The sequence below is a fragment of the Nocardia sp. XZ_19_231 genome, from assembly GCF_015355705.1.
GTDB classification, from domain to species: Bacteria; Actinomycetota; Actinomycetes; order Mycobacteriales; family Mycobacteriaceae; genus Nocardia; species Nocardia salmonicida.
This window is the reverse complement of sequence record NZ_JACUZI010000009.1, coordinates 156,123-182,860: the sequence shown is the minus strand read 5'-3', so window position 1 is coordinate 182,860 and position 26,738 is coordinate 156,123. Positions and strand designations below refer to the sequence as shown.

25 protein-coding genes and 1 pseudogene are annotated in these 26,738 nt (G+C 66.9%); 12 read left to right on the top strand and 14 right to left on the bottom strand.

Annotated features, from left to right (window positions below; all coding sequences use genetic code 11):
- The first annotated feature begins 1 nt into the window (after nucleotide 1).
- Nucleotides 2–172, top strand: coding sequence for a DUF2613 domain-containing protein (locus IBJ82_RS29985; RefSeq protein ID WP_194829352.1), 171 nt, complete (start codon nucleotides 2–4; stop codon nucleotides 170–172).
- Nucleotides 169–1,245, top strand: a complete 1,077-nt coding sequence (locus IBJ82_RS29980; RefSeq protein ID WP_194829351.1) for a DUF3068 domain-containing protein — start codon at nucleotides 169–171, stop codon at nucleotides 1,243–1,245. Before IBJ82_RS29985 ends, IBJ82_RS29980 begins: the two co-directional genes overlap by 4 nt.
- Before the next feature lie 75 nt (nucleotides 1,246–1,320).
- Here the strand turns inward: IBJ82_RS29980 and IBJ82_RS29975 are convergent, their stop codons facing one another.
- From IBJ82_RS29975 to IBJ82_RS29965, 3 genes are read right to left on the bottom strand one after another with little or no spacing between them, the layout of a single operon-like run.
- The gene (locus tag IBJ82_RS29975) at nucleotides 1,321–2,460 is read right to left on the bottom strand and encodes an RNA polymerase sigma factor (protein ID WP_194829350.1); all 1,140 of its coding nucleotides are present in this window, start codon (nucleotides 2,458–2,460) and stop codon (nucleotides 1,321–1,323) included.
- Entirely contained in the window at nucleotides 2,457–2,864 is a 408-nt protein-coding gene (locus IBJ82_RS29970) for a YciI family protein (RefSeq protein WP_194829349.1), read from the bottom strand. The genes IBJ82_RS29975 and IBJ82_RS29970 overlap by 4 nt, the downstream gene beginning before the upstream one ends.
- A 51-nt stretch (nucleotides 2,865–2,915) precedes the next feature.
- Complete coding sequence (locus IBJ82_RS29965) at nucleotides 2,916–3,413, bottom strand: pyridoxamine 5'-phosphate oxidase family protein (protein ID WP_194829348.1); 498 nt, start codon at nucleotides 3,411–3,413, stop codon at nucleotides 2,916–2,918.
- Nucleotides 3,414–3,610: 197 nt separating this feature from the next.
- Between IBJ82_RS29965 and lon the strand changes: the two genes are divergently transcribed.
- A complete protein-coding gene (gene lon / locus IBJ82_RS29960; protein ID WP_194829347.1) occupies nucleotides 3,611–6,037 on the top strand; it encodes an endopeptidase La in 2,427 nt (808 codons plus the stop codon).
- 219 nt (nucleotides 6,038–6,256) lie between these two features.
- Here lon and IBJ82_RS29955 read toward each other — a convergent pair.
- Nucleotides 6,257–6,664 (bottom strand): annotated as a pseudogene (locus tag IBJ82_RS29955) (PaaI family thioesterase); the annotation flags it as partial.
- Nucleotides 6,665–6,768: 104 nt separating this feature from the next.
- On the opposite strand from IBJ82_RS29955, the gene IBJ82_RS29950 reads away from it, so the two are divergent.
- Complete coding sequence (locus IBJ82_RS29950) at nucleotides 6,769–7,836, top strand: DNA polymerase IV (RefSeq protein WP_194829377.1); 1,068 nt, start codon at nucleotides 6,769–6,771, stop codon at nucleotides 7,834–7,836.
- Nucleotides 7,837–7,888: 52 nt separating this feature from the next.
- Complete coding sequence (locus IBJ82_RS29945; protein WP_194829345.1) at nucleotides 7,889–8,884, top strand: acryloyl-CoA reductase; 996 nt, start codon at nucleotides 7,889–7,891, stop codon at nucleotides 8,882–8,884.
- Between the two features lie 27 nt (nucleotides 8,885–8,911).
- On the opposite strand, the gene IBJ82_RS29940 is transcribed toward IBJ82_RS29945, so the two are convergent.
- The 7 genes from IBJ82_RS29940 to IBJ82_RS29910 are packed head-to-tail and all read right to left on the bottom strand — an operon-like array spanning nucleotide 8,912 to nucleotide 16,941.
- On the bottom strand, nucleotides 8,912–10,378 hold the full coding sequence (locus IBJ82_RS29940) for a chlorohydrolase family protein (protein WP_194829344.1): 1,467 nt from the start codon (nucleotides 10,376–10,378) through the stop codon (nucleotides 8,912–8,914).
- A gap of 2 nt (nucleotides 10,379–10,380) precedes the next feature.
- Nucleotides 10,381–11,634, bottom strand: a complete 1,254-nt coding sequence (locus IBJ82_RS29935; RefSeq protein WP_228537876.1) for an amidohydrolase family protein — start codon at nucleotides 11,632–11,634, stop codon at nucleotides 10,381–10,383.
- Between the two features lie 4 nt (nucleotides 11,635–11,638).
- Nucleotides 11,639–13,168 carry an ABC transporter substrate-binding protein gene (locus IBJ82_RS29930; protein WP_194829343.1) on the bottom strand — a complete coding sequence of 510 codons (1,530 nt, stop codon included), beginning with the start codon at nucleotides 13,166–13,168 and terminating at the stop codon, nucleotides 11,639–11,641.
- The gene (locus tag IBJ82_RS29925) at nucleotides 13,168–14,163 is read right to left on the bottom strand and encodes an ABC transporter ATP-binding protein (RefSeq protein WP_194829342.1); all 996 of its coding nucleotides are present in this window, start codon (nucleotides 14,161–14,163) and stop codon (nucleotides 13,168–13,170) included. Before IBJ82_RS29925 ends, IBJ82_RS29930 begins: the two co-directional genes overlap by 1 nt.
- Entirely contained in the window at nucleotides 14,160–15,155 is a 996-nt protein-coding gene (locus IBJ82_RS29920; RefSeq protein ID WP_194829341.1) for an ABC transporter ATP-binding protein, read from the bottom strand. Before IBJ82_RS29920 ends, IBJ82_RS29925 begins: the two co-directional genes overlap by 4 nt.
- Entirely contained in the window at nucleotides 15,152–16,024 is an 873-nt protein-coding gene (locus IBJ82_RS29915) for an ABC transporter permease (RefSeq protein ID WP_194829340.1), read from the bottom strand. The genes IBJ82_RS29920 and IBJ82_RS29915 overlap by 4 nt, the downstream gene beginning before the upstream one ends.
- Nucleotides 16,021–16,941: an ABC transporter permease gene (locus IBJ82_RS29910; protein WP_194829339.1), complete on the bottom strand. Its 921-nt coding sequence runs from the start codon at nucleotides 16,939–16,941 to the stop codon at nucleotides 16,021–16,023. The genes IBJ82_RS29915 and IBJ82_RS29910 overlap by 4 nt, the downstream gene beginning before the upstream one ends.
- A gap of 284 nt (nucleotides 16,942–17,225) precedes the next feature.
- Between IBJ82_RS29910 and IBJ82_RS29905 the strand changes: the two genes are divergently transcribed.
- Nucleotides 17,226–17,939, top strand: a complete 714-nt coding sequence (locus IBJ82_RS29905) for a GntR family transcriptional regulator (RefSeq protein ID WP_194829338.1) — start codon at nucleotides 17,226–17,228, stop codon at nucleotides 17,937–17,939.
- 80 nt (nucleotides 17,940–18,019) lie between these two features.
- Here the strand turns inward: IBJ82_RS29905 and IBJ82_RS29900 are convergent, their stop codons facing one another.
- Nucleotides 18,020–19,903, bottom strand: a complete 1,884-nt coding sequence (locus tag IBJ82_RS29900) for an ABC transporter ATP-binding protein (RefSeq protein WP_194829337.1) — start codon at nucleotides 19,901–19,903, stop codon at nucleotides 18,020–18,022.
- A 239-nt stretch (nucleotides 19,904–20,142) separates the two neighbouring features.
- On the opposite strand from IBJ82_RS29900, the gene IBJ82_RS29895 reads away from it, so the two are divergent.
- Nucleotides 20,143–22,935, top strand: a complete 2,793-nt coding sequence (locus tag IBJ82_RS29895) for an FAD-binding and (Fe-S)-binding domain-containing protein (RefSeq protein ID WP_194829375.1) — start codon at nucleotides 20,143–20,145, stop codon at nucleotides 22,933–22,935.
- A gap of 27 nt (nucleotides 22,936–22,962) precedes the next feature.
- Nucleotides 22,963–23,910: a DNA-3-methyladenine glycosylase gene (locus tag IBJ82_RS29890; RefSeq protein ID WP_194829336.1), complete on the top strand. Its 948-nt coding sequence runs from the start codon at nucleotides 22,963–22,965 to the stop codon at nucleotides 23,908–23,910.
- Nucleotides 23,911–23,970: 60 nt separating this feature from the next.
- Here IBJ82_RS29890 and IBJ82_RS29885 read toward each other — a convergent pair whose 3' ends face one another.
- Complete coding sequence (locus IBJ82_RS29885; RefSeq protein ID WP_056824023.1) at nucleotides 23,971–24,177, bottom strand: hypothetical protein; 207 nt, start codon at nucleotides 24,175–24,177, stop codon at nucleotides 23,971–23,973.
- Between the two features lie 182 nt (nucleotides 24,178–24,359).
- Here IBJ82_RS29885 and IBJ82_RS29880 point away from each other — a divergent pair, with 182 nt between their 5' ends.
- The 4 genes from IBJ82_RS29880 (at nucleotide 24,360) to IBJ82_RS29865 (ending at nucleotide 25,944) form a co-directional block, all read left to right on the top strand.
- Nucleotides 24,360–25,265, top strand: coding sequence for a helix-turn-helix transcriptional regulator (locus tag IBJ82_RS29880; RefSeq protein WP_194829335.1), 906 nt, complete (start codon nucleotides 24,360–24,362; stop codon nucleotides 25,263–25,265).
- On the top strand, nucleotides 25,262–25,462 hold the full coding sequence (locus tag IBJ82_RS29875) for a DUF397 domain-containing protein (RefSeq protein WP_194829334.1): 201 nt from the start codon (nucleotides 25,262–25,264) through the stop codon (nucleotides 25,460–25,462). The genes IBJ82_RS29880 and IBJ82_RS29875 overlap by 4 nt, the downstream gene beginning before the upstream one ends.
- Nucleotides 25,459–25,668: a DUF397 domain-containing protein gene (locus tag IBJ82_RS29870; RefSeq protein WP_194829333.1), complete on the top strand. Its 210-nt coding sequence runs from the start codon at nucleotides 25,459–25,461 to the stop codon at nucleotides 25,666–25,668. Before IBJ82_RS29875 ends, IBJ82_RS29870 begins: the two co-directional genes overlap by 4 nt.
- Before the next feature lie 138 nt (nucleotides 25,669–25,806).
- Nucleotides 25,807–25,944: a hypothetical protein gene (locus tag IBJ82_RS29865; protein WP_228537895.1), complete on the top strand. Its 138-nt coding sequence runs from the start codon at nucleotides 25,807–25,809 to the stop codon at nucleotides 25,942–25,944.
- 46 nt (nucleotides 25,945–25,990) lie between these two features.
- Here the strand turns inward: IBJ82_RS29865 and IBJ82_RS29860 are convergent, their stop codons facing one another.
- Nucleotides 25,991–26,737: a succinate dehydrogenase/fumarate reductase iron-sulfur subunit gene (locus IBJ82_RS29860; RefSeq protein ID WP_194829331.1), complete on the bottom strand. Its 747-nt coding sequence runs from the start codon at nucleotides 26,735–26,737 to the stop codon at nucleotides 25,991–25,993.
- Between the last annotated feature and the right edge of the window lies 1 nt (nucleotide 26,738).

The following is a 26,738-nucleotide window of genomic DNA, read 5'->3' as shown; positions in this document are numbered from 1 at the left end:
TATGAAGTTTGCCGTCCCCGGCCTGGTCAGCGGGCTGGCCGGCGCGATCCTCGGGGTGATTGCCGTACTCGGCATCACCGCGGGCGCGCAACAGAATTCGATCCCGGCGCCCGAGGAGTCCGGTGATCCGGGCTCGTCGCTGCTCGGCAACGTGCAGTACGGCTCGCGATGAGCAACGTACGCAGGCTCATTGCCTGCATCCTCGTCGGTCTCGGCGCGCTGCTGCTCGCGGCCGCCGTCATGATCCCCACCTACACGGTCGACAAGGTCGCCAAGACCCCGCTCGACCTGCGTATCACCACGGTCGCCAAGAGTGTGCCCGGCGAGGAGAGCCTTGTGCTGGACTCGAAGTCGCTCACCGCCACCGAGGGCGCGGCCACGGTGAACACCAATGTGCCGCTCGTTTCGCAGCGCTTCCTGACGGTCGAGGAGCCCTCGGGCGCCGACGAGATGACCGTCCAGGCCGGCCAGACCCTGCGTCGTGACGACCGGGACCCCAAGGAAGGCCTGCTCACCGCCTCGGTCGACCGCGTCACCCTCGACCGCGTCACCGGCGCGCCGATCGACGCCTCGCCCAACGGTTCGATCGCCGTCGCCGCCGACCCCAAGTCGGGCGCCGATATCCCCGTCGAGCAGCAGCGCCGCGGCCTGCAGTACCGCTTCCCGATCGGCACCGAGAAGAAGTCGTACCCGTACTTCGACCTCAACGCCCGCGCCACCTACGACATCGATTTCATCGAGGAGTCGGAGATCAACGGCGTGCCGGTCTACCACTTCCGCCAGGACATCCCGGTGACGAACATGTGGGATGTCGTCAAGCACCCCTCCCACCAGCTCGCCTTGCCCGCCGCCAAGTGGGGCCTCGAGGGCACCGATCCGGTCACCATGACCCGCTTCTACACCAACACCCGCGACGTGTGGGTGGAGCCGAGGACCGGCGCGGTCCTCAAGGGTGGCGAGAAGATCCACATGTACTACGGCCGTAGCGCCGGCCAGGTCGACGTCTCCGTGCTGAAGTCGCACCTCGTCTTCGACGAAGAGACGATCAAGGCCCAGATGGCCGTCACCCAGGAGAGCCTCGACAAGCTCGACCTCTTCGGCAAGACCCTGCCGATCATCCTGGGCATCGTGGGCGCCATCGCCCTGATCGCGGGAGCCGTCCTCGGCTTCCTCAGCAGCGGAGGCTCCAACTCCCGCCGCACGATCGATCCGCCGACCGAGCGGATTCGTCCCTCGAACCTCTAGACCGCCTGTCCCAACGCCCTCGGCCTCCCCGGCCCTCAACCCGGGGAGGCCGAGGTCGTTTCATGACCAGCCGACTCAGGACAGCAGCTGCCGTACCCGGGCCGCCTCGCGGGTGAGGTGGTCGCGCTCGGGCACGGTGGTGGCGGCGTGTGCGGCCTCGGCGTACAGGGTGGCGGCCTGCTCGAGGTCGCCCGCCCGTTCGAGCAGGTAGGCGCGGGATGCGTTGTGGCGCGGCAGTTCTGGGTCCAGGTCGGCCAGCGCGGCGAGGCCGGCGTGGGGTCCGTCGGCCTCGCCGAGCGCGACCGCGCGGTTCAGGCGCACCACCGGACTGTCGGTGAGGAGCAACAGTTCGTCGTACCACTCCACGATCTGTACCCAGTCCGTTTCAGCGGTGCTCGGGGCGTCGGCGTGCAGGGCGGCGATCGCGGCTTGGGCCTGGTATTCACCCAGCCGGTCGCGGGCCAGCGCCGCCTGCAGAATGCTCACCCCTTCGGCGATAAGTCCTGTGTCCCACCGCGTTCGGTCCTGCTCCGCGAGCGGCACCAGGCGGGGGCCTTCGGTGCGTGACGCACGGCGAGCGTGGTGCAGCAGCATCAGCGCGAGCAGTCCGGAGACCTCGGGTTCGTCGGTCGAGGCGGCGAGCTGGCGGGTGAGTCGGATGGCTTCGGCCGCCAGGTCGACGTCGCCGCTGTAGCCCTCGTTGAAGACGAGGTAGAGCACGCGCAGCACGGTTGTCGGATCGCTGGGACGGTCGAGCGGTAAGCCGGTGATCCGCTTCTTCGCCCGGCTGATCCGTTGCGCCATAGTAGATTCCGGCACGAGATAGGCCGTTGCGATCTGACGAGTCGTCAGACCGCCGACCGCGCGCAAGGTCAACGCGACGGCCGAGCCGGGCGACAGCGAAGGGTGCGCGCACAGGAAATACAGCCACAGTGTGTCGTCCGTGGCGGGCACCGGTCCGGCTTCCGGCTCGGCATCGACCGCGAATTCCCTACCCCGCCGCGATGTTTCGGCTCGTGTCGCATCGATGAACTTTCGCCAGGCGACGGCGACGAGCCAGCCTTTCGCATCGCGCGGTGGATCGTCGGGCCAGGTTTCCAGCGCCCGGATCAGCGCCTCCTGCGCCGCGTCCTCGGCCGCGGCGAACTCGGCCCCGCGGCGGACGAGGACCCCGATCACCGCGGGGACGAGTTCGCGCACCAGCGCTTCGTTCATTCGGTCACCGTGGGCAATTCGGTGTAGAACGGCCGCAGTTCGAGCCACTCCTGGACCGGCCTTCCGCCCGCGCCCGGCGCCGCCGACAGCTCACCGGCCAGTTCGAGGGCCCGGTCATAGGTGTCGACGTCGATGATCATCCAGCCCGCGATCAGGTCCTTGGTCTCCGCGAACGGCCCGTCGGTGACCGGCGGGCGCCCCTCGCCGTCGGAGCGGACGAAGGTGCCCTGCGTGGTCAGCGCCTGACTGTCGACGTATTCGCCGGTCGCTTGCAGCCGTGCGGCGAAATCCTCCATGTACCGCACGTGCGCGGTCACCTCCTCCGGCGTCCACCGATCCATCGGCACGTCGTTCACCGAGGCGGGAGCGCCGCGGTAGTGCTTGAGCAGCAGGTACTTGGCCATGATGTTCTCCTCGGGTTCGTTTCGGCCCATTCTGGCCGGGGCAGGTCGGTTTCAGGCGTTCTGACGTTCGGCCCGCTGCTCGATGAGCTCCTCGACAGCGGACGGCAGAGTGGTCTCGAAGTCGATGAGCTTGACCCAGGTCGGCGTGATGACGATCCGGACCATGCCCTCGTAGAGCGAACGGACCTCGGCCTCCCACTCGACGCGCTGCTCGGCGGTCATCTCGTAGCTGCCGTTCATCTCCAGGTATTCCGCCGGGATGCCATCGACTACGTCCAGCTCCGCCCGCCCACGGATCAGCAGCATCTTCGGCGGGTGCACCTCGGTGTCGATCGTCAGAGCGACCACGGGGTTGTGTCGCAGCGAAGACAGCTTCGGTGCGTTCGTCGACGTGCAGACGACGATCTCCGCGCCGTTCCAGGCGAAACCGACCGGGACATTGCGCGGCGTGCCGTCCTTGGCGACGTAGGCCATGCGGAGCAGGTCGCGGGCCAGCAGTTCCTGGCTGTACGGGCGGTTCAGGATCTCGGTGATCTCGTGCTGTTCCATGGCGGTCGCTCCTTCGATGTCGTCGAGGCCCGTTCGGCTGCTCGTACCCCTGGGACGGAGCCGCCCGCGCGTTCTCGACATCCCCGGCGAAAGAATTCCGGAGAACTTTTTCGCCGTGAGTGAACGGCGCCACCTGCAGGAACAAACCACCGGGGGTCCATGTTGAGTCAGCAAAGCTCAACTCTGGAAGGGTCGACATGACTTCAGCTCAGAACCTGCCGGTGCTGTTCCTGACCGATCCGATCGTGCTGCCGGGCATGGTCGTGCCCATCGAACTGGACGAATCCGCGCAGGCCGCCATCGACGCGGCGCAGGCCGCCAAAACCGGCTCGGTGCTGGTCGCGCCGCGCCTCGACGAGGGATACGCGTCCTACGGCGTCGTCGCCACCATCGAACAGGTCGGCCGGATGCGCGGCGGCGCGCCCGCGGCCGTGTTGAAGGCCGAGCGTAGGGCGCGGATCGGGCACGGGGTCACCGGGCCGGGTGCCGCGCTGTGGGTGGAGGCCGAACTCGTCGAGGCGGTCGAACCCGACGAACACACCACCGCGCTCGCCGCCGAGTACAAGAAGCTGGTCGTCGCCGTGCTCCAACGGCGTGAGGCCTGGCAGATCATCGACGTCGTCAACCAGCTCGACGACGCCGACGCCATCGCCGACACCGCGGGCTACGCGCCGTACCTGTCCGATGACCAGAAGCGCGAGCTGCTCGAGACCCCCGATGTCGCCGTGCGGCTGACCAAGCAGATCGACTGGATCAAAGACCACATCGCCGAGGTCGAGGTCACCGACAAGATCTCCGAAGACGTCCGCGACGGTATGGAGAAGAGTCAGCGCGAGTTCCTGCTGCGCCAGCAGCTCAACGCCATCCGCAAGGAACTCGGCGAGGACGAACCCGATGGCGCCGACGACTACCGCACCCGCGTCGAGAACGCCGAACTGCCCGAGAACGTGCGCGCCGAGGCGCTGCGCGAGGTCGGCCGGTTGGAGCGCGCCAGCGACCAGAGCCCGGAATCGGGCTGGATCCGCACCTGGCTCGACACCGTGCTCGAACTGCCGTGGACGGTGAAAACCGAAGACAGCACCGATGTTTCGGCCGCCCGTGCGGTGCTCGACGCCGATCATCACGGCCTCGAAGAGGTCAAGGACCGCATGGTCGAGTACCTGGCGGTGCGTTCGCGGCGGGCCGCGCGTGGTCTCGAGGTCGTCGGTGGACGTGGTTCCGGCGCGGTGCTCGTGCTGGTCGGTCCGCCCGGCGTCGGTAAGACCTCGCTGGGTGAGTCGGTCGCAAAGGCGCTTGGCCGCAAGTTCGTTCGCGTCGCCCTCGGCGGTGTGCGCGACGAGGCCGAGATCCGTGGTCACCGCCGCACCTACGTCGGCGCGCTGCCCGGCCGGATCGTGCGCGCGGTGAAGGAGGCGAGGTCGATGAATCCCGTTGTCCTGCTGGACGAGATCGACAAGGTCGGCTCCGACTTCCGTGGTGATCCGGCGGCGGCCCTGCTCGAGGTCCTCGACCCCGCGCAGAACCACACCTTCCGCGACCACTACCTGGACCTGGACCTCGACCTGTCGAACGTCCTGTTCATCGCGACCGCCAATGTCATGGACACCATCCCCGGTCCCCTGCTCGACCGCATGGAGCTCATCACCGTCGACGGTTACACCGAGGCCGACAAGGTGGCCATCGCCCGCGACTTCCTGGTCCCCCGCCAGCTGGAACGCAATGCGCTGACCGCGCAGGAGGTTTCGATCACCGACGCGGCGTTGCGCGAGATCGCGGCGAACTACACCCGCGAGGCAGGGGTGCGTCAAATGGAGCGTTTGGTGGCAAAAGCCCTGCGCAAGGCGGCAACTCGCCTCGTCACCGGTGACGAGGACGCCGCGCTCGGTTACGACCCAACGCTCGGTTACGACAATGTCATCGACCTCGAATCCGGTGCTCAGCCGGCCGGAGCGGTGACGTCCCTGGTCGTCGACATCGACAACCTGACCGACTACCTCGGCCGCCCCCGCTTCACCCCGGACTCGATGGAACGTACTTCGGTCCCCGGTGTGGCGACGGGCCTCGCGGTGACCGGTGCCGGCGGCGATGTGCTCTACATCGAGGCCAACGGCGCCGAGGGCGAACGCTCCCTCACTCTCACCGGCCAACTCGGCGATGTCATGAAGGAGTCCGCCCAGATCGCCCTCACCTACGTGCGCTCGCACCTGGAGGAAATCGGCATCGAACCCAAGGTCCTCGACCGCAATATCCACATCCACTTCCCCGCGGGCGCTGTCCCGAAGGACGGCCCGTCGGCGGGCGTCACCATGGTCACCGCCCTGGTGTCGCTGGCCCTCGGCCGCCCGGTCCGTGGCGACGTGGGCATGACCGGCGAGGTCACCCTCAACGGCAGCGTCCTGCCCATCGGCGGCGTGAAACAGAAGCTTCTCGCCGCCCAGCGAGCCGGCTTGAAGACCGTCTTCATCCCCGCCCGCAACGAACCGGACCTCGACGAGGTCCCGGCCGAGGTCTTGGCCGCACTGAACGTCCGCCCCGTCGCCGACGTGGCAGACATCCTGGCCTACGCCATCGAACCCATCGCCGAACCCGCCGCCGACGGCAAGACCTTCGCCGTCAGCGCCTGATCCGAACCGTCGACGGGCCGTGTGCAGTCATCTGCGCACGGCCCGTTCGTCGTATCCCCGCTAGCGGCTGACGGTCGGCGGCAGTACCGGGCCGTCGACGGTGACTACTGCCAGCTGGTCGGTGTCGTAGTTGTCCTGGTCGTCGTCGAACTCGACATCGTCGTCGAATTCGTCGTCCTCCTCGGCGGAGGGGGCGAGGTCCTTTTCGACACGGCGGGTGGTGCCCTGGGCGACCGCGCAGAGGATGGGTTCCTCGCCCTCGGTTTCGGCGTACACGTCGCAGTGGGTGACGGCCTGGCGGCGGGTGGCGCCGAGGACGGTGGCGTGCACCCGCAGGCGTTCGCCCTGGGCGGGGCGCAGGTAGGTGATGGTGAAGCCGCCGGTGAGGACGTTGGGGCCCAGGACGGTGCCCGCGGCGAAGGTGAGGGCGTTGTCGGCGGCGTAGGCGAGCACCCCGCCGTGCACGAAGCCGAACTGCTGACCGTGTTCGGGCTGAATGTCGATGACGAGAGTGGCTGCTCCGTCGCCGAATTCGGTGAGCTCGGTGCCGACCAGACGGGCGAAAGGCTGCGCGGCGAGCACCTGGCGCGCCAGGTCGAGGTCGAGGGTGGTGGCTTCGGTCGGCATCGGGTGTTCCGTTCTTCGAGCTCAGTCGTGATCGGTTGGCGCGCTACGGATATTGCCACGCCCGGTTACGCCGGATTGTCGGTGCCATGGGGTATGACAGAACCGTGCCCCGGTGGCTCCTGCATGTCGATCTCGACCAATTCCAGGCGGCGGTGGAATTCCGGCGTCGCCCTGAGTTGCGCGGTCAGCCCGTCATCGTGGGCGGTGAGGGTGATCCGGCACAGCCCCGCAAGGTCGTGACCTGCGCTTCCTATCCCGCGAGGGCCTTCGGTGTGCGTGCTGGGATGGCGCTGAGGATGGCGCAGCGCAAGTGCCCCGAGGGCGTATTCCTGCCGGTCGACATGGCCGCCTACGAGGTGGCCTCCGAGGAGATCATGGCGACACTCGGCCAGGTGGCGGGTGCGGTCGAGGTCTGGGGCATGGACGAAGCGTTCGTCGCCACCGATGTCGATCCATGGCAGCTCGCCGCCGAAATCCGCACCGCCATCATCGAACTCGGACTCACCTGCGCGGTCGGCATCGGCGACAACAAGCTCACCGCGAAACTCGCCACCGGCTTCGCCAAATCCACCGGCAAGACCTCCGCCGAACCCGAACACGACGAGGGCGCCGCCGCGGGCATCTTCGAACTGACCGCAGCCAACTGGACCGAACTCATGGGCCACCGCCCCACCGACGCACTCTGGGGCGTCGGCGCCCGCATCGCCAAACGCATGGCCGACCTCGACATCACCACGGTCGCCGACCTCATGTCCGCCGACCGCGCCCGCCTGGCCGCCGAATTCGGCCCGAGCACCGGCCCCTACCTCTGGGTCCTGGGCCACGGCAAGGGCGACACCGAACTCTCGACGACCCCACGAATCCCGGTAGGCCGCAGCAAGTCCGAAACCTTCCCCCACGACCTCACCGAACCGGAGGAAATCCACCGCGAGGTATCCCGCCTGGCCACCGAAGTCGCCGAGGAAATGCGCGAACACCACCGAACGAGCACCCGAGTCTCGGTCACCGTCCGCACCAAAACCTTCTACACCCGCAGCAAACAACAAAAACTCCCCACCCCCACCGACGACATCCCCACCATCGTCGACACCGCCCTCGCGATAATCGCCCGCTTCGACCTCGACCGCCCCGTCCGCCTCCTCGGCGTCCGCCTGGAACTACTCCCACCCTGACCTTCGTCCCGGGTCCCTCCATATCGGAGCTCCGAACTCGTATGCTCGGGCGATGGAGTTCTCAGCGATGGTTGCCCGTGAATCCGACGGTGGGATCGTGCTCGCCCGCGAAACGGTGGGGGACGATTTCCTCGGCGTCGGCGACGTGACGATCAAGGTCCATTACTCGAGTGCGAATTACAAGGATCTGCTGGCGATCACGCCGCGCGGCGGGGTGGTTCGCAACTATCCGATCGTGCCGGGCATCGACCTCACCGGCGAGGTGGTCTCCTCGGACACCGATGACTTCGCCCCCGGCGATCAGGTCATCGCGCATGGCTACGACCTGGGTGTTTCCCGCAACGGCGGCTTCGCCGAATACACCAGGGTGCCTGCCGGGTGGGTGGTGAAGCTCGAGGGCCTCGACACCCGTGACGCCGCCACCATCGGCACCGCGGGCTTCACCGCCGCCATGAGCGTGCAGGCCCTGCTCGACCACGGACTCACCCCCGACGACGGAGCCGTCCTGGTCACCGGCGCGACCGGCGGTGTCGGCACCGTCGCCATCGACATCCTCTCCGGCCTCGGCTTCGAGGTCATCGCCTCCACCGGCAAGACCGACGCGAGCGACCTGCTCGCCGAACTCGGCGCCAACGAGGTGATCGGCCGACTCCCCCTCGACCCCGATGCCAAGCCGCGCCCGCTCAACAAGGCCAACTGGGCGTCGGCGGTCGACAGCGTCGGCGGCGCCTCGCTCGCCCACGTTCTCAGCGCCATCGGCTACGGCGGCGCGGTCGCGGCGAGCGGTCTCACCGGCGGCGCCGAACTTCCCACCACCGTGCTCCCGTTCATCCTGCGCGGTGTCAGCCTGCTCGGCATCGACTCGGTCCAGCTGCCGATCGAGAAGCGCCGCGCCCTGTGGACCGCGCTGGGCAAACAGCTTCGCCCACAGCACCTTTCGACAATCGAGTCCTTCACCCCGATCACCGAAGTGGGTACCGTCCTGCAGTCGATCAAGGACGGTACCCACTCCGGCCGCACCGTGATCGGCGTAGCCAACGAATTCTGAATCCATTGCGCCGACGCCGGGAACGGCCTACTTCGCAGGGAAGGACGGCGGAAACAGTTCACCGGCGGGGCGGCGTTTGTAGTCGCGTTCGGTGTAGGCCTCGCGCATCCGGTCGAACAGTGACTGGGCGCGCCGAGTCATGGCAAGCAGATCGATGCCGGGAATCACCCCGTCGCGCAAGGTGATTCGGCCGGCAACCATCGAGAACTCCGCGGCGCGCCCGGTGCTGTTCATGCACAGGGTGCGGATCGGATCGTCGAGGACTCCGTCGCGGGGGTCGTCGAGGCGGAAGGCGACCAGGTCGGCGGTCGCCCCTGCCGCCAGCTTGCCCAGATCCGGTCGGTGCAGCGCCTCGGCCCCGCCGAGCGTGGCCGCTGACACGTAGTCGCCGTAGGTCGCCGCGTCGAGGCGAGATGCCAGCACCTTGGCCAAGGTGACACCGATATCTATGCCGCGCAACAGATCCGGCGGAAACGAGTCGGTGCCGAGGGCGATCCGCACGCCTGCCGCACGGTACCGATCGAAACTGTCGAGCGCCGATCCGTGCCTGGCCGAAGTGAGCGGACAGTGCACGATGGATGCTCCCGACGCCGCGAGCGTCCCGAGATCGTCATCGGTATCGGCGTCTACGTGGGGATTCGAATCAATGTAGATCCCGTGCGGGATCAGTAGATTCGGTCCTAGTAGACCGGTTTGTTCCAGTACCGCCAGCGGTGAAACCCCGAACCGCTCGATCACCAACGCCCGCTCGTGCAGCCCTTGCAGGGCGTGCAGGCGGACCAGCACGCCGGTCTCCGCGGCCAGCGCCGCGGTTCGGTGCAGCAGATCTTCGGACAATGTCTCGATCCGGCAGGGCAGCAAGGTCGGGTGGATGAGATCGGTGTCCTGCGCCGCGGCCCACTCCAGGAACCGCGCCGCGCCCTCGAACCCGTCGAGCCCGAGTTCGTCGTTCCAGTAGATGGACCGTGAGCCGTCGGCGTCGACCACGTTGACCCCGGACCGGTACGCGGGCCCGAGATAAACCCGCAGGCCCAGCCGCCGCGCGGACTCGGCCATCGCCACGGCGTCGGCGAAGGTCTCCGCCCAATCGCTGTGCACCTCCGACGCGATCGGCATCGCCGTCGTCACTCCGTGCAACAGCAATTGGACGTACCCGTACTCCCGGATGAACGCCCGCTCCTCGGCATCGAACACCGCTCGCCGTCGATGTGTCGCGTAGTCACGCGACCATTGCAGGCCGAGCCCCAACTCGCGTGACTGCCACGAATCCAAGATCGTGTGGTCGATATCGGTAAGCGCGTCGAGGTCGATGAGGCCGGGCATCAGCACCGCGTCCCCGAGTTCGATCACCTCGTCGACGGGCTCCGAGCCGCGTAACCCGACGGCGACGATGCGCGAGTCCTCCACCACCACTTCGGCATCGGTGAGCAAGACCTGCGAATCCGATACTGATGAATACGCGAGCACGTGGCGTGCACGGATACCGCGACGCATCCTCAGCTCCTCTCCCCGCCCCAGCGACCGGGAATCTCGAAACCATCCAGTGTGGTGTCGACGGAAATCACGTGGCCCCTGTGGATTACGGTGCGTTCGGCCGGTCGATCCATCACGGCCGCCGCAGGGCTCACCGCGTCGACCAGGAAGAATTCGGCCGGGTCGCCGACAGTGAAACCCGGATGCGCGTTGCTGCCGTCTAGGGGGCGCAGGGTCCGGTCGATCACGCTCGCCCCGCCCCAGGTCGCGACGCCGAGCGCGTGTTCGACGTGCTCGTCGGACCCGTACCCGTTGACGAACGCCAGCTGCCACGCGCGGTCGAGCATGTCGCCGTTGCCATAGGGCGACCAGTAATCCCGCTGCCCATCCATTCCCACCCCGACGCGCACCCCGGCCGCGGCCAGGTCGAGCAACGGCAGCGCCCAGCCCTGCGCGCCTGCCGCGTGGGTGAGGGCGATGTCGAACTCCGACAGCTGCTCTATCGCCGCGGGCACACCGGGCAGACCGCTGGCCAAACAGCGGGCATGTGAAATGGTCGCCAGGCCCGACATCCCGAGCGCCCGTACGCGTTCGACGATCAGCGACAAGGTGAACAGTCCCAGCTCACCCGCTTCGTGCAGGTGGATGTCGACGCCGACCTGATGTTTCGCGGCCAGCCCGAACACGGCGTCGAGATGCCGCACCGGATCGCGGTCGAGTTCGCACGGGTCCATCCCGCCGACCAGGTCGGCGCCGGCCGATAGTGCCGCGTCCATGAGATCGATGACACCGGGCTCCAGCAGGAGTCCGACCTGCGGGAACGCCACGATCTCCACATCGCATACTTCGTCGTAGCGTTCCCGCGCCGCGAGTTCGCCTTCGAGCTTGGTCAGTCCGGTGTCGGCGTCGACCTGCGCGTGACTGCGAACCCTGGTGGCGCCGTTGGCTACCGCGACCGCGAGGGTGAACGAGGCCCGCTCGGCTACGGAACGCTCCGCCGATCGCCAGTGCTCGCGATCGTTCATGATCCGGCCCCACCGACCCGGCATCCCGGTCTGGGCACGGAAGGGCAGTCCGAGCCTGCTCGAGTCGAGGTGCAGGTGTACATCCGACAGCGCGGGCAGGATCAACCGGCCCGCACCGTCGACGTGCTCACCGGCAGGCGCCGCCGAGTCGGCGGCCGCGGAGATCGCGGCCACCGTCCCGTTTTCGATCAGTAGGTCCACCGGCGGGCCACCCCAGGGGCGGACATCGGTGACGAGCAGCGAATCACCCACGCGCTCAGTCCTTGCCGAAGGTCGCGGCGTCGACGGTGATCATCCCGTCCGCCCGTGGCTTCCAGTTCAACGCAGGGTCCACCGCGTAGCTGGCGTCGGGTGTGTAGAGGCCGAGCAGCAGCGCCTTCGAATCGTTGAGGGTGAACAGGTCGCGGTAGACATCGATCCTGGCCTGTCCGGCGACGGTCCGGGTCTTGGCGACCAGCGCCTGGGTTTCCGGCAGCATCGCGTAGTCGTTCCACTGCCCGCCGAACATCGAGGCGATCGGCGCGTCACCGTCCATCGTCGACGGCGCGTAGGTATTGAGGTAGATGCCGGTGGCGGCCTTCTTGGTGTAGATCATCTGGGACAGACTGCTCTGATCGGTGCCCTGCAGACTGATGGTGATTCCGACTTCTGCCAGGTTGGCCTGGATCGACTGGGCGATCTCCGAACTCAGCGGAATGCGCCCGTTCGTCGCGTACTGGAACGGAATCGGCGTGCCGGTGTAGCCCGCCGCGGCCAGCAGTTGCTTGGCCTTGGCTGTATCACGGACCGGGGCAGGGTACTTGGGGTCGTAGCCCCCGACATTTTGCGCGACCAACTGGTTGTCGACCGTCGCACGGCCCGCCAGCAAGCTCTTGACGATGCCGTCCCGGTCGATCGACAGCGCGATCGCCTCGCGCACCCGTTGGTCGACCAGCGGACCCGCCGTGGCGTTCATCCCGAGGAAGGTGACGCCATTGGAGACCCGCGACTCGATGTGCACATTTTTGGAACCATCGACGGCCGCAACCTGATTCGGCGCCACGAGCGCTACATCGAGGCTGCCGGACTGGACGCCGTTGAGCCGGGCGTCGGCGTCGGCCACCGTCTTGAAAGTCACGGTCTCGAGCGTGGCCTTGTCACCCCAGTAGTCCGGATTGCGCTTGACGACGTATTCGACGCCGCGCGTGTAGTGGTCGAAGACGAACGGTCCGGAGCCAACGGGAGCGGCCGCGAATCCGGCGGAACCCAGGGCGGTGTAAACGGTTTCGGGCACGATCGAGACACCGGTGGTGATCGTCGGCCACGCGGAGAAGGGGGCATTGAGGCTGAACACCACCGTGTTGCCCGGTCCGACGGCCGCCGAGGCGAACATCTCCATGTAGGTGGCCGGATCGCCGGTGGGAGTCGCCTTGATCTTGTTATAGGTGAAAGCCACATCGGAGGCCTTCACCGGTTCGCCGTTGTGGAATTTCACGTCGTCGCGAATGGTGAAGGTCCACTGGGTGAAGTCGGCGTTGTGCTCCCACTCGGTCGCCAGTTTCGGTCCGATCACACCTTCACTGTCGAACCTGGCGAGCTGGTCGAACGTCGCGAAGTAGTAGTTGTAGCCTGCCAGCGACCCGTCGGTGATGGGGTCCGGCACGTCCGTCGGTTCGGTGACCGCACCGACTACCAGCGTCTTCGTCGACGCGGTTTCGGTGCCCGCCGGTGCACAGGCGCTGAGGGTGAAGGTGGAGAACGCGAGGACAGCGAGTCCTGTTGCCACACTGCGGGTGATCGGTTTCATCAGTTTCCTTTCGAAGGGCGTGCGAGCGGGTGCAGACAGGCCGCGACATGGTCGGCGGGGCCTTGTGATTCGAGTTCCGGTATGTGCGTGGCACATTCGTCCGTCGCCAGTGGGCAGCGCGTGCGGAAGGTGCAGCCGCTCGGAGGGTTCGACGCATCGGGGAGTTCACCGCGTACCAGCGTGGAGGTGTCGCGACGCCGTTGGTGCGGATCGGGAACGGGGGCCGACGCGATCAGTGCCCGCGTGTACGGATGCCGGGGCCCGGTGAACACGTCTTCGGTCGCGCCTATCTCGACGAGCTTGCCCAGATGCATCACCGCGACCCGGTCCGACAGGTGCCGGACCACCGAAAGGTCGTGTGCGATGAACAGATACGACAGCCCGAGTTGTGCTTGCAGGTCTTGCAGCAGATTGATCACCTGCGCCTGTACCGAGGCGTCGAGCGCGGAGACCGGCTCGTCGAGCACCAGCACCTCCGGTCGCGGCGCGAGCGCCCTGGCGATGCCGAGCCGCTGCCGTTGCCCACCGGAGAACTCGGCCGGACGCCGGTCGAGCGCGTCATGGCCGAGGCCGACCTGGTCGAGCAGTTCCACTACGCGTGCGCGGGAATAGCCGCCCGCGATCTGTAGCGGTTCGGCGACGATGTCGTGCGCTGTCATTCGGGGGTCGAGCGAGGAATAAGGGTCTTGGAACACCAGCTGCACCCTGTTGCGCAGCGCCCGACTCGCGGCGGGCCGCAGAGTGGCCAGGTCTCGGCCGAGAATGCGCACCGAACCGGCGGTGGGAGTGTTGATCCCGAAGATCGTGCGTACCAAGGTCGACTTGCCGCCGCCGGATTCGCCTACTAGGCCGAAGGTTTCACCACGTCGGACGCCGAAACTGACGCCATCGAGAGCACGGAACCTGCGCTTGCCGGTGAGGCCGCGGCGGCTGGTGAAACTGACCTCGAGGCCGTCGACGCGGATCACTTCCTCGGTGGTATCGATCGCTGTCATGCCGAAAGGTCCTGTCGGAGAGAAGCGGTGATCACCGGTGGGCAGGCGAGATCGCGTCCGCCGCCGAAGTCGGCGAGAGCTGGCGTGGCCGTATCGCATTCGCTGTTCTTGCCCGCGAATTCGCAGCGGGGAGCGAACCCGCAGCCGGGAGGTCGCTTCGTGGGGGAGGGTGGGGAGCCGGGAATGGCGTAGGCGCGGCCCGCGCCCGCCTGCCCGAGCAGGCTGCGCTGCAACCCACGGGTGTACGGATGGGCGGCGGCGTCGAAGATCTGCCATACCGTCCCGGTCTCGACGACCCGGCCCGCGTACATGATCGCCACCCGATCGGCATGCTGGGCGACCAGTCCGAGATCGTGGGTGATCAGCACCATCGCCGCGCCACTGCGCGCCCTCGCCTGCGCGAGCACCTCCATGAGCTGGGCCTGGATGGTCACATCGAGAGCGGTGGTCGGCTCGTCGGCGATGAGCACCGCCGGATCGTTGGCCATGGCCATGGCGATCACCGCGCGCTGACGCATACCGCCCGACCACTGATGGGGATAGGCGCGCGCCCGTTGCGCGGGTTGTGGAATGCCGACGGAGGCGAGCAGTTCGATCACCCGCTGTGTGCGCGCCTTGGCATCGAGCCGTTGATGGACCGCCAGCGCACGGCCGATCTGGGCGCCGACCCGGCGCACGGGGTTGAGCGTGGTCATCGGGTCCTGGAAGACCATGCCGAGCTGCGCACCGCGCAGCCGCCGCAGGGTTTCGTCGTCGGCGCCGACGAGTTCGTCGCCTCGGAAGCGCACGCTGCCCGAGAAGATCGTCAGCGGCGGCGGGAGCAGGCCGAGGACAGCGAGCATCGTCACCGACTTGCCCGAACCGGATTCGCCGACGAGACAGAGCACTTCGCCCTCGTCGAGGCGCAGACTCACCGAGTCGACGAGCACGACCCGTTGACCGGCGGTCTCGTAACCCACTGTGAGATCCGTGATTTCCAAGAGCACACTCATGCCACAACCTCTTTCGCGAGGGCGCCGCGGCGGGCACGTGGCGCTCGCCGAACCCGGCGTAGCCCTTGGCCCTCATCGGTGAATCGCCTACTGGCCAGCAAAGTGCCGCCGATCACCAGCAGCAACGCGACAGCGGGCACGATCGTCAGATACGGGGCCTGGCGCAGGTACTTCTGCCCGTCGGTGATCATCAGGCCCCAGCTCGGGGTCGGTGGCTGGACGCCGAGCCCGAGATAGTCGAACGACGAGATCATGATCAGCACATTGCCGAGATCGGCGGTGGCCAGGATCAGCACCGGTACGGTGACGTGCCCGACGACGTGCTTGCGCATCACCCAGCCCGAGCGCGCGCCGAGCAGCTTCGGCGCGATCACGAAATCGCGGCCCGACAGACCGAGTGCGACCGAGCGGGCCACCCTGGCATAGCCGACCCAGAAGGTGACGCCGAGGATCGTCGCCATCAGCGCGATACTCGGGCCGCGAATGGCCGACACCGCCATGATCACCAAGGTCATCGGGACGGCGAGTTGCACATCGGCGACGCCCATCAAGACGTTGTCGATGATTCCGCGGAAGTAGCCGGACACCGTCCCGATCGTCATCCCGATCAATGCGTTGACCACGACGATCACCAGGACGAGTCCGAGCGTGATCCGTCCGGCCAGCGCCAGCCTGCTCGCCAGGTCACGACCGAGGGAATCGGTGCCGAGCGGATAGTGCCCGTCGGTGAAGGGCCGGACGAACGCCGACGCGAGTTGCTGCGCGTACGGGTCGTAGCCGGGCAGGAGGGGATAGAGCAGAGAGAACAGCACGACCGCGAGGATCATCGCGACGCCGAAGATCGTGGCGGAATTGTGGGGACGGCTCAACGGAGTCTCGCTCTCGGATCGATGACGCCGTAGAGGACGTCGATGCCGAAGTTGACGATCACGAAGATGGTCGCGATCACGATCAATCCGGACTGGACCACCGGAAAGTCCCTGTTGAACACCGCATCCAGCATCAGCTGTCCCAATCCCGGCCAGGCGAAGACGTTTTCGACGATCACCAGACCACCGAGCAAGGTGCCCAGCGTGATTCCCGAGATGGTGAGCACCGGCAGCAGCGCGTTGGGCAGCACATCGCGCAGCAGCACCGACGACCGCCGCTCGCCGCGCGAATACGCGGTGCGCACGTAGTCCTGGGAGCTTTCGGCCACCAGCGAGTTGTCCAAAAGGCGTGAGTAGACGACGAACTGTGCCGTCGCGATGGTCACGGCGGGCATGACGATCGCGAGTGGATCGGCGCCGGCCAGCGAGGGCAACCAGCCGAGCGTCACCGAGAACACCAGCACCAGGAGCAACCCGAACAGGAAGTCCGGCACCGCGAGTCGTGCCGCGCCGACCCCGAGCGCCACCCCGCGCAGCGACCAGCGGCCGCTGAGATGGATAGCAAGCACCACCGCCACGGCCAGTGCGAGACCGATCGCGAAACCGGCGACACCCAACTGCAATGAGGCGGGCAGACGCTGGAGAACCAGCGTCATCGATGAGGTGCCGGACTGCTGGTAGGAGTCCCCGAAATCGCCGGTCAGTATCCCGGTCAGGTAGTCGAGGTACTGGGTCAGCGGCGGTTTGTCGAAGCCGAGTTCGGCTTCCAGCGCCGCGATGTCGGACTCGCTCGCCGTTTCCGGCAGGAGGGAGGCCACGGGACTGCCGGTCAGTCTGCCGAGCAGGAACGCCAGCGAGATGACGGCGAACACGGTGATCACCGCCTGGGTGAGGCGGCGGATCAGATAGACGGCCAACACTGATCCTCTCTGTGGGCCGAGAATGTCATTCGGTATACAGAATTGATTTCCCGTGTATCCCCGTTGTGTTCTGAAAGTTTCGGGTCCGTGAATGATTCACGCTGACAACCGGCGGTAATGAGGATGTCAAGCCCAGTATTCGACCGTCTCGGCATGCTTGCGCGCAGGTTATTGCGGGAGTCAAAGATATATTTGGTCTACTGAATGGAATTCTGCGTGAGCGTCGCTACACTGCGCGGCGGCCGACTGCCGACACCTGTGCGCCTTCGTAGACTGACCGGGTGGCCCGAAACCTACGTCCGGCGGTAGAAGCCGTCGACGACACTTCCCAGACGCGTCGGATCTACGACGATCTGCGTCGCGCGATCATCACGGGGGAGTACCGAGAAGGTGAGAAGCTGCCGGAGGCGCGCCTGGCCGCCATGCTCGGCACCTCCCGACTTCCGGTGCGAGAGGCCCTGGCATTACTCGAATTCGACGGCATCGTCAGCGCGTTGCCGCGGCGCAGCGCGGTTGTACGTTCCTGGGATGCCACCGCGGTGGAAGAACTCTTCGATGTGCGCATCGGCTTGGAACCGCTTGCCGCTCGCTTGGCCGCCGCCCGTATCAGGCAGGGCCACGACAGCTTCCCGTTGCAGGCCGCGTTGCGAGAAGCACAGGTGGCCACCGAGTCTCGTGACCCGCTCCGCATCGCCGAGGCGAACGCGAAGCTGCACGGCGCCATCGTGGAACTGTCCGGCAACTCCTTACTCACCCAGCTGATGCGCACCATCCTCGCGCGCATGGCCTGGCTGTTCTTCCTCACCACCGAACGCAACACCGAGGAACAGCGCGATGAGCACCAACACCTCATCGACGCGATCACCTCGGGCGACGAACGCCTGGCCGAATACGCCATGCTCAGCCACACCGAGGCGGGCCGCACCCCCACCTTGGCCATCGTCACCGCCCTACGGCACGCCGACCTCGGAAACAGTCCGGACGCCGACGGTTAGCCCAGCTCCCGCGACAGGGTCGCCCGGACCTCTGCATCCGTCGACCGGCCGTGGGGAGCTGGGCTGAACAGGTCTTTCGCTCAGACGACGGCCGGGGCCACCGGGTCGTCGGCGAACTGGGTTCGGTAGAGCTCTGCGTAGCGGCCATCGGCGTTGAGAAGGGTGGCGTGGGTGCCTCGTTCGACGATGCGACCGTCTTCGAGGACCAGGATCTGGTCGGCGGCGCGGATCGTGGAGAGGCGGTGCGCGATGACCAGGGCGGTGCGGCCGATCAGGGCCTCGGTGAGAGCCTCCTGAACGGCTGCTTCGGAGGTGGAGTCGAGGGAGGCGGTTGCCTCGTCGAGGATCACCACCCGTGGTTGCTTGAGGAGCAGGCGGGCGATGGTGAGACGCTGGCGTTCGCCGCCGGAGAGGCGGTAGCCACGCTCGCCGACCACGGTGTCCAGACCGTCGGAGAGTGAGTCGACCAGGTCGTGCAGGCGGGCACGATCGAGGGCGTCCCACAGCTGTTCCTCGGTGGCTTCCGGCCGGGCGAGCAGGAGGTTCGCGCGGATGGTGTCGTGGAAGAGATGGCCGTCCTGGGTGACCAGGCCGACGGTGCGCTGAATGGATTCTGTGGTCAGGTCGCGCACGTCGGAGCCGTTGAGCCGGACCGCGCCGGAGTCGACATCGTAGAGACGTGAAACCAGCTGGGCGATAGTGGATTTGCCCGCACCGGAGGAGCCGACCAAGGCGATGAGCTGGCCGGGTTCGGCGCGCAGCGACACCTCGTGCAGCACTTCGACACCGCCACGGCTGTCCAAGGTCGCGACGTCTTCCAGCGAAGCGAGTGAGACCTTGTCGGCCGACGGGTAACCGAAGTTCACCGCGTCCAGTTCCACCGCGACCGGGCCGTCGGGCACCGGGGTGGCGTGCGGGGCGTCTTCGATCAGCGGCTTCAGGTCGAGCACCTCGAAGACGCGCTCGAAACTCACCAGTGCCGACATGATCTCCAAGCGGGCGCTGGCCAGCGCGGTGAGCGGGGTGTAGAGGCGGGTGAGCAGCAGCGAGAGCGCGACGACCGAGCCCGCGTCGAGACTGCCCTTCAGGGCGTACCAGCCGCCGAGGCCGTAGACCAGGGCGAGCGCGAGCGCGGAGACCAGCGTGAGCGAGGTGACGAAGGTGGTCTGCAGCATGGCGGTGCGCACACCGATGTCGCGCACCCGGGTGGCGCGCTCCGCGAACTCCGACGACTCCTGCTTCGGCCTGCCGAACAGCTTCACCAGGGTGGCGCCGGGTGCGGAGAAACGCTCGGTCATCTGGGTGCTCATGGCGGCGTTGAGCTGGGCGGCCTCACGCTGCATGTCGGCGAGCTTGTCACCGGCGCGCCGGGCCGGGATGACGAAGACGGGCAGCAGCACGAGCGCGAGCAGGGTGATCTGCCAGGAGATGCTGAGCATGACAGCGAGGGTGAGCACCAGGGTGACCAGGTTGGTGACAACGCCGGAGAGGGTGTCACTGAAGGCCCGCTGCGCGCCGATCACATCGCTGTTCAGTCGGCTCACCAGCGCGCCGGTACGGGTACGGGTGAAGAACGCGACGGGCATCTTCTGCACGTGATCGAACACCGCGGTACGCAGATCCAGGATCAGACCCTCGCCGATCCGGGCCGACAGCCAGCGGATAGCGATGCCGAGCCCCGCGTCGAGGATCGCCAGACCCGCGATAGCGAGCGCAAGCAGCACCACCGTTCGTGGCGCCGAACCGTCGACGATCCCGTTGACAACGTGCCCCGCCAGCACCGGGGTAGCCACACCGAGCACCGCGGCCACCACACTGAGCAGTAGGAACCCGCCGATCCGCCGCCGATGATGCTCGGCGAACCGCATGATCCGTCGCGCCGTCACCATGCTGAACGGGCGTTTTTCCTCCGGCGCGTTCACGCGTCGGTACATCTGGCTGTAGGCCACTGATTCGATACTCACTGCCACTCTCCTCGAGGCTCTGCACCCATTGAACTCCTGCCCTCTGACACTAAAACCTCAACAAAGGTTGACAGCAAATACTTTCCGTCGGCACCGGATTGCGCGGAGAGCGAAACCGGCCGCCGAATCGCGCCTCGGCCACCTGGAACCGGCCCGTCGCGCCCACGACGGCCGAGCACGGAACCGCGGCGCGGCGACCCGAATAGGCTGGTCGGGTGGACGACGACCGGAGCGCGGAAATGCTGGCCGATGCCCTGCGCACGCGGGTCGACTGCACGGTCGACGCGTCGGTGCGCAGGCGCGTCGAGTACTCGTCCGATGCCTCCAACTATCGCGTCCGCCCGGTCATGGTGGTGTTCGTGCGCGCCGAGGACGACGTCGCCGCCACGGTGGACTTCGCGCGCGAGAACGGTCTGTCGGTCACCGCTCGCGGCGCGGGCACCTCGGTCGCGGGCAATGCCATCGGACCCGGCATCGTGCTGGATTTCAGCAGGCACATGAACGCGGTGCGCACGGTCGACGTCGAGGCGCGAACGGCGAGAGTGCAGCCGGGGGTGGTGCTGTCGGATCTGCAACGGCGGCTGCGGCGGCACGGGTTGCGGTTCGGGCCTGATCCGTCGACCCAAGACCGCTGCACGCTGGGCGGAATGATCGGCAACAATGCCTGCGGACCGCACGCGCTGGCCTGGGGGCGCACCTCCGATACCGTGCGTGAACTGCGCATTCTCGATGGCACGGGGGCGCGACGAACGCTGGGCGCCGACTTGACGGCGGTGCCCGGCTTGGCGGAGTTCACCACCGCGAACCTGGCTGTGCTGCGCACCGAACTGGGACGGTTCGGTCGTCAGGCATCCGGCTACGGTCTGGAACATCTGCTGCCGGAACGTGGTTCGTCGTCGGCGAAGGCATTCGTCGGCTCCGAAGGAACCTGTGGACTACTCCTGGAAGCGGAGGTCGCGCTCACGCCGGTGCCCGCCGCGACCGTGCTCACCGTGCTCGGATATCCCGATATCGCCTCGGCAGCAGACGATATCGCCGCGGTGGCCGGATGCGCGCCGATCGCGGTGGAGGGTATCGATGCCGGACTCGTCGATGTGGTCCGCGCGCATCGAGGGACGGTGCCCGAGCTGCCGCGCGGTCGCGGATGGCTGTTCGTCGAAACCGCCGGAGCGAGCCCGGCGGAGGCATTGGCTACGGCCCGGCGACTGTGCACGGTGAGCAATGCCGATGACCACCGGATCGTCACCGATCCCGCTGCCACAGCGGCACTCTGGCGTATCCGGGCCGATGGGGCCGGTCTGGCCGGGAGAACTCCCGAGGGGATTCCGGCGTGGCCCGGTTGGGAAGATGCCGCGGTTCCGCCGGAGAATCTAGGGGCCTACCTGCGCGAATTCGCCACGCTCACCGACGGATACGACGTGAGCGGCCTGCTGTACGGACATATCGGCGACGGCTGCATCCACGTCCGCCTCGACTTCCCGATCGCCGATGCCCCCAGGCGATTCCGAACCTTCCTCTTCGACGCCGCCGAACTCGTGGTGCGACACGGCGGATCGCTGTCGGGCGAGCACGGCGACGGCCGCGCCAGATCCGAACTGCTGGAAGTCATGTACTCACCGGCCGCCCGTGCTGCCTTCGCGGGCTTCAAGTCCCTGTTCGACCCCGACGACATCCTCAACCCCGGTGTCCTCGTCGCCCCGAACCCCGTCGACGCCGACCTGCGAGTAGCCGCGCTCGCGCCGGTTCCAGCACGCGGTTTCGCCCTGTCCACAGACTCCGGCGATTTATCCACAGCTGTGCACAGATGTGTAGGAATCGGCAAATGCCGCGCGGACACTGGAGGTTCCGGCGGTTTCATGTGCCCCTCGTATCTGGCCACCGCCGACGAGAAGGACACCACGCGGGCGCGGGCCAGAGTGCTCCAGGAGGTGGTCCGCGGCGAACTCGACTGGCGCGCAACGGCAGTCGAAGAATCCCTCGACCTGTGCCTGTCCTGTAAGGCCTGCGCCTCCGACTGCCCCGCGGGCGTCGACATGGCCACCTACAAATCCGAGGCTCTGTACCGCCGCTACCGAGGACGCCTACGCCCCCAGGATCACTATGTCCTCGGCCGACTCCCCCGCTGGCTCGCCATCGCCCAGCACTTCCCACGACTCGCCAACGCCGTCGCCGCCCGCCCCCGCCTCCGCCGAGCGGGCATGCGACTGGCCGGCATCGATCCCAGGCGAGAAGCGCCACGACTCGCCCCGAAGTCGTTGCGTCGCCGCTGGTCCGACGACAACGAACCCACCGGTGCCGACGAGTCGGCGGCTACTGAAGTCATGCTGTGGATCGACACCTTCACCGACAGTTTCGACCCCGAGAACGCGATAGCCGCCCGACAACTGATCGAACAACTCGGCTACCGCGTCCGCATCCCGGAAGCGCGCGTCTGCTGCGGCCTCACCTGGATCAGCACCGGCCAACTCGACGGCGCCCGCACCCGATTGCGCGCCACCCTCGACGCCCTGGCCGACCACGCGGCGGCGGGCGGCCTGATCATCGGCCTCGAACCCTCCTGCACCGCGACCCTGCGCGCCGACCTCCCCGAACTACTCCCCGACGATCCCCGAGCGAAACAGGTCGCCGCCGCCGTCCGAACCCTTGCCGAATTCCTCCTCACGCACCCCGCCTGGCAACCACCCCGGCGACCGCAGGACACCGTCGTGGTCCAACCGCACTGCCATCAGCACGCCGTCGGCGGCTTCGACGCCGAACGCCGAATCCTCGCCGCGATGGGCGTCACCGTCCAGGAACTGGCCGGGTGCTGCGGTCTGGCGGGCAACTTCGGCATGCAACAGGGCCACTACGACGTCTCGGTGGCGGTCGCCGAGAACGCCCTGCTCCCGGCGCTGAGAAAGGCGCCACCGAACGCCGTCTTCCTGGCCGACGGCTTCTCGTGCCGAACCCAAGCCGACCAACTCGCGCACACCCCCGGCCTACATCTGGCCAGGTACCTGCTCGATTGCTCGACCGGACCGGCTATCGGTTGACCCCGATCACAGGCGCACAATGGGCGGATGCGTGATCAGACCCTGGACCAGGACCTGGCTTCGGCCGGGCTGTCCAGGACCGTCCGGTCGAGCAGGCCCTTCGACGTCGGCATCACCGTGTCACCGCTGCGCCGCGGCGGCGGCGACCCCTGCCACCACGTCGGCCCCGACGGCTCCCACTGGCACGCCTCACGACTGCCCACCGGCGTGGTCACCTACCGCCTGACCCAGGACGGCCGCGACGGCGCCACCGCCCGCGCCTGGGGCCCCGGCGCCGAGGAATTCCTGGCCGGCCTCGACCGCATGCTCTGCCTCGAGGAAAACCTCGACGACTTCACCCCGGAACATCCCAAGCTGGTCGAAGCCCATCGCACGGTTCCGGGCCTGCGCATGCTGAAGACCGGCCTGGTGATGGAGTCGCTGATCCCGGCTGTCCTCGAACAGAAGGTGCACACGAAGTCCTCGTTCGCGGCCTGGCGCACCCTGGTCCGCGAGTTCGGGACGAAGGCCCCCGGCCCGGCACCGACCGGCCTGATGGTGGCACCGGACGCCGACACCTGGCGGCTGATCCCGTCGTGGAAATACCACCGCGCCAATGTCGGCCCGCAGCGCGCACAGACCATCGTGCGCGCCGCCAGAGTCGCCGACTCGATCGAACGCACCGCCACACTCGACCCGGTCGAGGCCGCGCGCCGTTTGCGCAGCCTGCCCGGAATCGGGATATGGACGGTGGCCGAGACCGCGCAACGCGCCTTCGGCGACGCCGATGCCCTCTCGGTCGGCGACTACCACCTCGCCGCCGTCGTCGGCTGGAGCCTGCTCGGCCACCCGATCGACGACGACGCGATGATCGAATACCTGCGACCGCTACAGCCTCACCGCTACCGCGCGGTGCGACTGCTCGGGTTGAGCGGGCAGGCGCACAAACCGAAGTTCGGCCCACGCGACCCGCTCACCGACCATCGCCACCACTGAGTTGGGCCACTGCTGAGTTGGACCAACACTGAGCCGGGCCACCCCTGATGCGGGCCACCACTAGCGCGTCGCGCGCGCATCCAGTACGCAGCGGCCCGCTTCGACGAGGGTATTGCGCGCCCGCCTGCGCACACGACACTCTTCGACGGTGCAGTCGAGGTGCAATTGCATTGCGGCATGGGCTTGTTCGGGCTCCATCGGACCCGGATCGGTGGAGCAACTCAGCAGTGCTGTGGCGACGCGCATGTTCACTTCGCTCAATTGCATGGACCAAGCACAGCACGCAAATACCCGGCTATCGGTGAGTACACGCCCGATCGGCTAGATTTAGCACGAATTCCCAGCACAAGATCCAAGGGGGAGTGCAGGATTCCCCACAGTGGACGAATTCCACCGTCACCGCGGGGCTCGGAGCGGGTGGCGGCGTGCGACACAGAAGGAGCGGGGCTGTGGCATCGAACGGAACAGACGGGCAGGCGGGTGTCTCCTCGACCCTGCCGCGTCGCCAACTCGGTCGCTACCTGCGTGACTGGCGCACCCAGGCCGGGCTCACCATCGCCGAGGCCGCCCGGCTGATGGAGTGGGGCGCCAGCACTCTGCAGAGGCTGGAAAAGGGGCAGGCCGACCGCATCCGCACCATCGATGTCCACGAACTGTGCCGGATCTACGGCATTCCCGATCATCTCGCGGGCGGTCTCACCGGCCTCGCGCAGCAGGCTGCCGTCAAAAGCTGGTGGCACGCCTACGGGGATCTGATTCCCGAGAATTTCGATATCTATGTGGGTCTGGAGGCATCGGCGCACCGGTTGTGCGCCTATCAATCCGAGCTGGTTCCCGGTCTGCTACAGACGGCGGAATACGCACGGGCACTGAATCATCTGGGCTTTCCCAAGGATTCGGTCGACGAGCTCGATCGCCGGGTCGCACTGCGGATGCAACGTCAGGCGTTGATCACCCGCAAGCATTCACCCGCCGAGATCGATGTGGTTCTGCACGAATCGGTATTGCGTACCATCGTCGGTGATGCGAAGGTGATGGCTGCGCAGTTGCGACACCTCGCCGACGCGAGTTCTCGAAGTAATGTTGCATTGCGCATCCTGCCGTTTGCCGCCGGAGTTCCACTCGGAGTCTCTACCGGACCTTTCACGGTTCTCGAGTTCGGTACCGACAGCAAGGGGCAACCGGTCGAACCGCCGGTGGTGTACGCCGAAGGCTTTACCGGCGACCTCTACCTGGAACGACGCGCGGATGTTCGAAGGTACGACCGGGCTCACGAATGCCTCCAGCGCCATGCGCTGGACATCCCACCGAGTAGAGACCTGCTGAGGCAGGTCGCGAAGGAGTATGTGGCATGAGTTTCGATCTTGTTGACGCACACTGGTTCAAGAGCACTCGTAGTGGTGCGGGCAAGGATTGCGTCGAAGTAGCTTTCCTGTTCGGCGGGCACGTCGGAGTGCGCGACAGCAAGAATCCCGCAGGTCCCGCCCTGGTTTTCGACGGCGCGAGCTGGGACGACTTCACCCACGGCATCGACACCGGCGCGTTCGCGTGAACACCAAGCGCGACATCGACACCACCGGTGCGACCTGGTTGCGGGCCGGCACCGGCGACGGGAACGTGGAGGTCGCCATGCTGGCCGAGGGGCACGTGGCCCTGCGCGACAGCAAGAATCCCGAGGGTCCGGTGCTGATCTTCACACCGAGTGAATGGACCGCCTTCACCGCGGGCGTGCACGATGGTGAGTTCGACCGTCCTTGATCACGCTAGATCACAGAACGATAGATATTCGGCATAGGCCGAGGTTTGACGCGATGCCCGGACGGGTAACCCGGGTATATGGACCGAGGGTTGAAGAAAATGCCACCCCGGTACCGGAGGCTAGCGCCTGAGGACGGGGTGGAACGCCTGATCGTGATCCTGCTGTTCGCGGTATCGGCGATCGGAATCTACGTTCTCACCAGCTCTGTGCTGTCGGCGTTGTTCATCGGATTACTGGTCGGATTAGTCGCTGTAGGGACTGTCGCTGTCTTGTAGGCAGCCGTCGCTGCGGGGTTTCGCACCCCCGCAGCGACAACAGTACCTACCGTCTGAACAATTTATTGCCGAGCCAGACAATCGGGTCGAATTGTCGATCCACGACCCGTTCTTTCAGTGGAATCAACGCGTTGTCGGTGATTTGGATGTGCTCAGGGCACACGTCGGTGCAGCACTTGGTGATATTGCAATAGCCCAAACCCGCTTCCTCCTGGGCCATTTCGCGTCGATCGCGGCTATCGAGCGGGTGCATCTCCAACTCCGCGATGCGCATCAGGTAGCGCGGGCCCGCGAAGGCGGGCTTGTTCTCCTCGTGATCACGCACCACATGGCAGGTGTCCTGGCACAGGAAGCACTCGATGCACTTGCGGAACTCCTGGGAGCGCTCCACGTCGACCTGCTTCATCCGGTAGTCACCCGGCGCGAGACCGGGCGGCGGAGTGAACGAGGGGATCTCGCGTGCCTTCTCGTAGTTGAACGAGACGTCGGTGACCAGGTCCTTGATGATCGGGAAGGTCCGCATCGGCGTGACGGTGATGACCTCGTCCTGGGTGAACGTCGACATTCGCGTCATGCACAGCAGGCGCGGGCGCCCGTTCACCTCCGCCGAACACGAACCACACTTGCCCGCTTTGCAATTCCAGCGCACCGCGAGGTCGGGGGTCTGGGTGGCCTGGAGGCGATGGATGATGTCGAGGACGACTTCGCCCTCGTTCACCGCCACCGTGTAGTCCTCGAGGCTGCCGCCCTCGATGTCGCCGCGCCAGACCCGGAACCGGGCGTCGTATCCCATG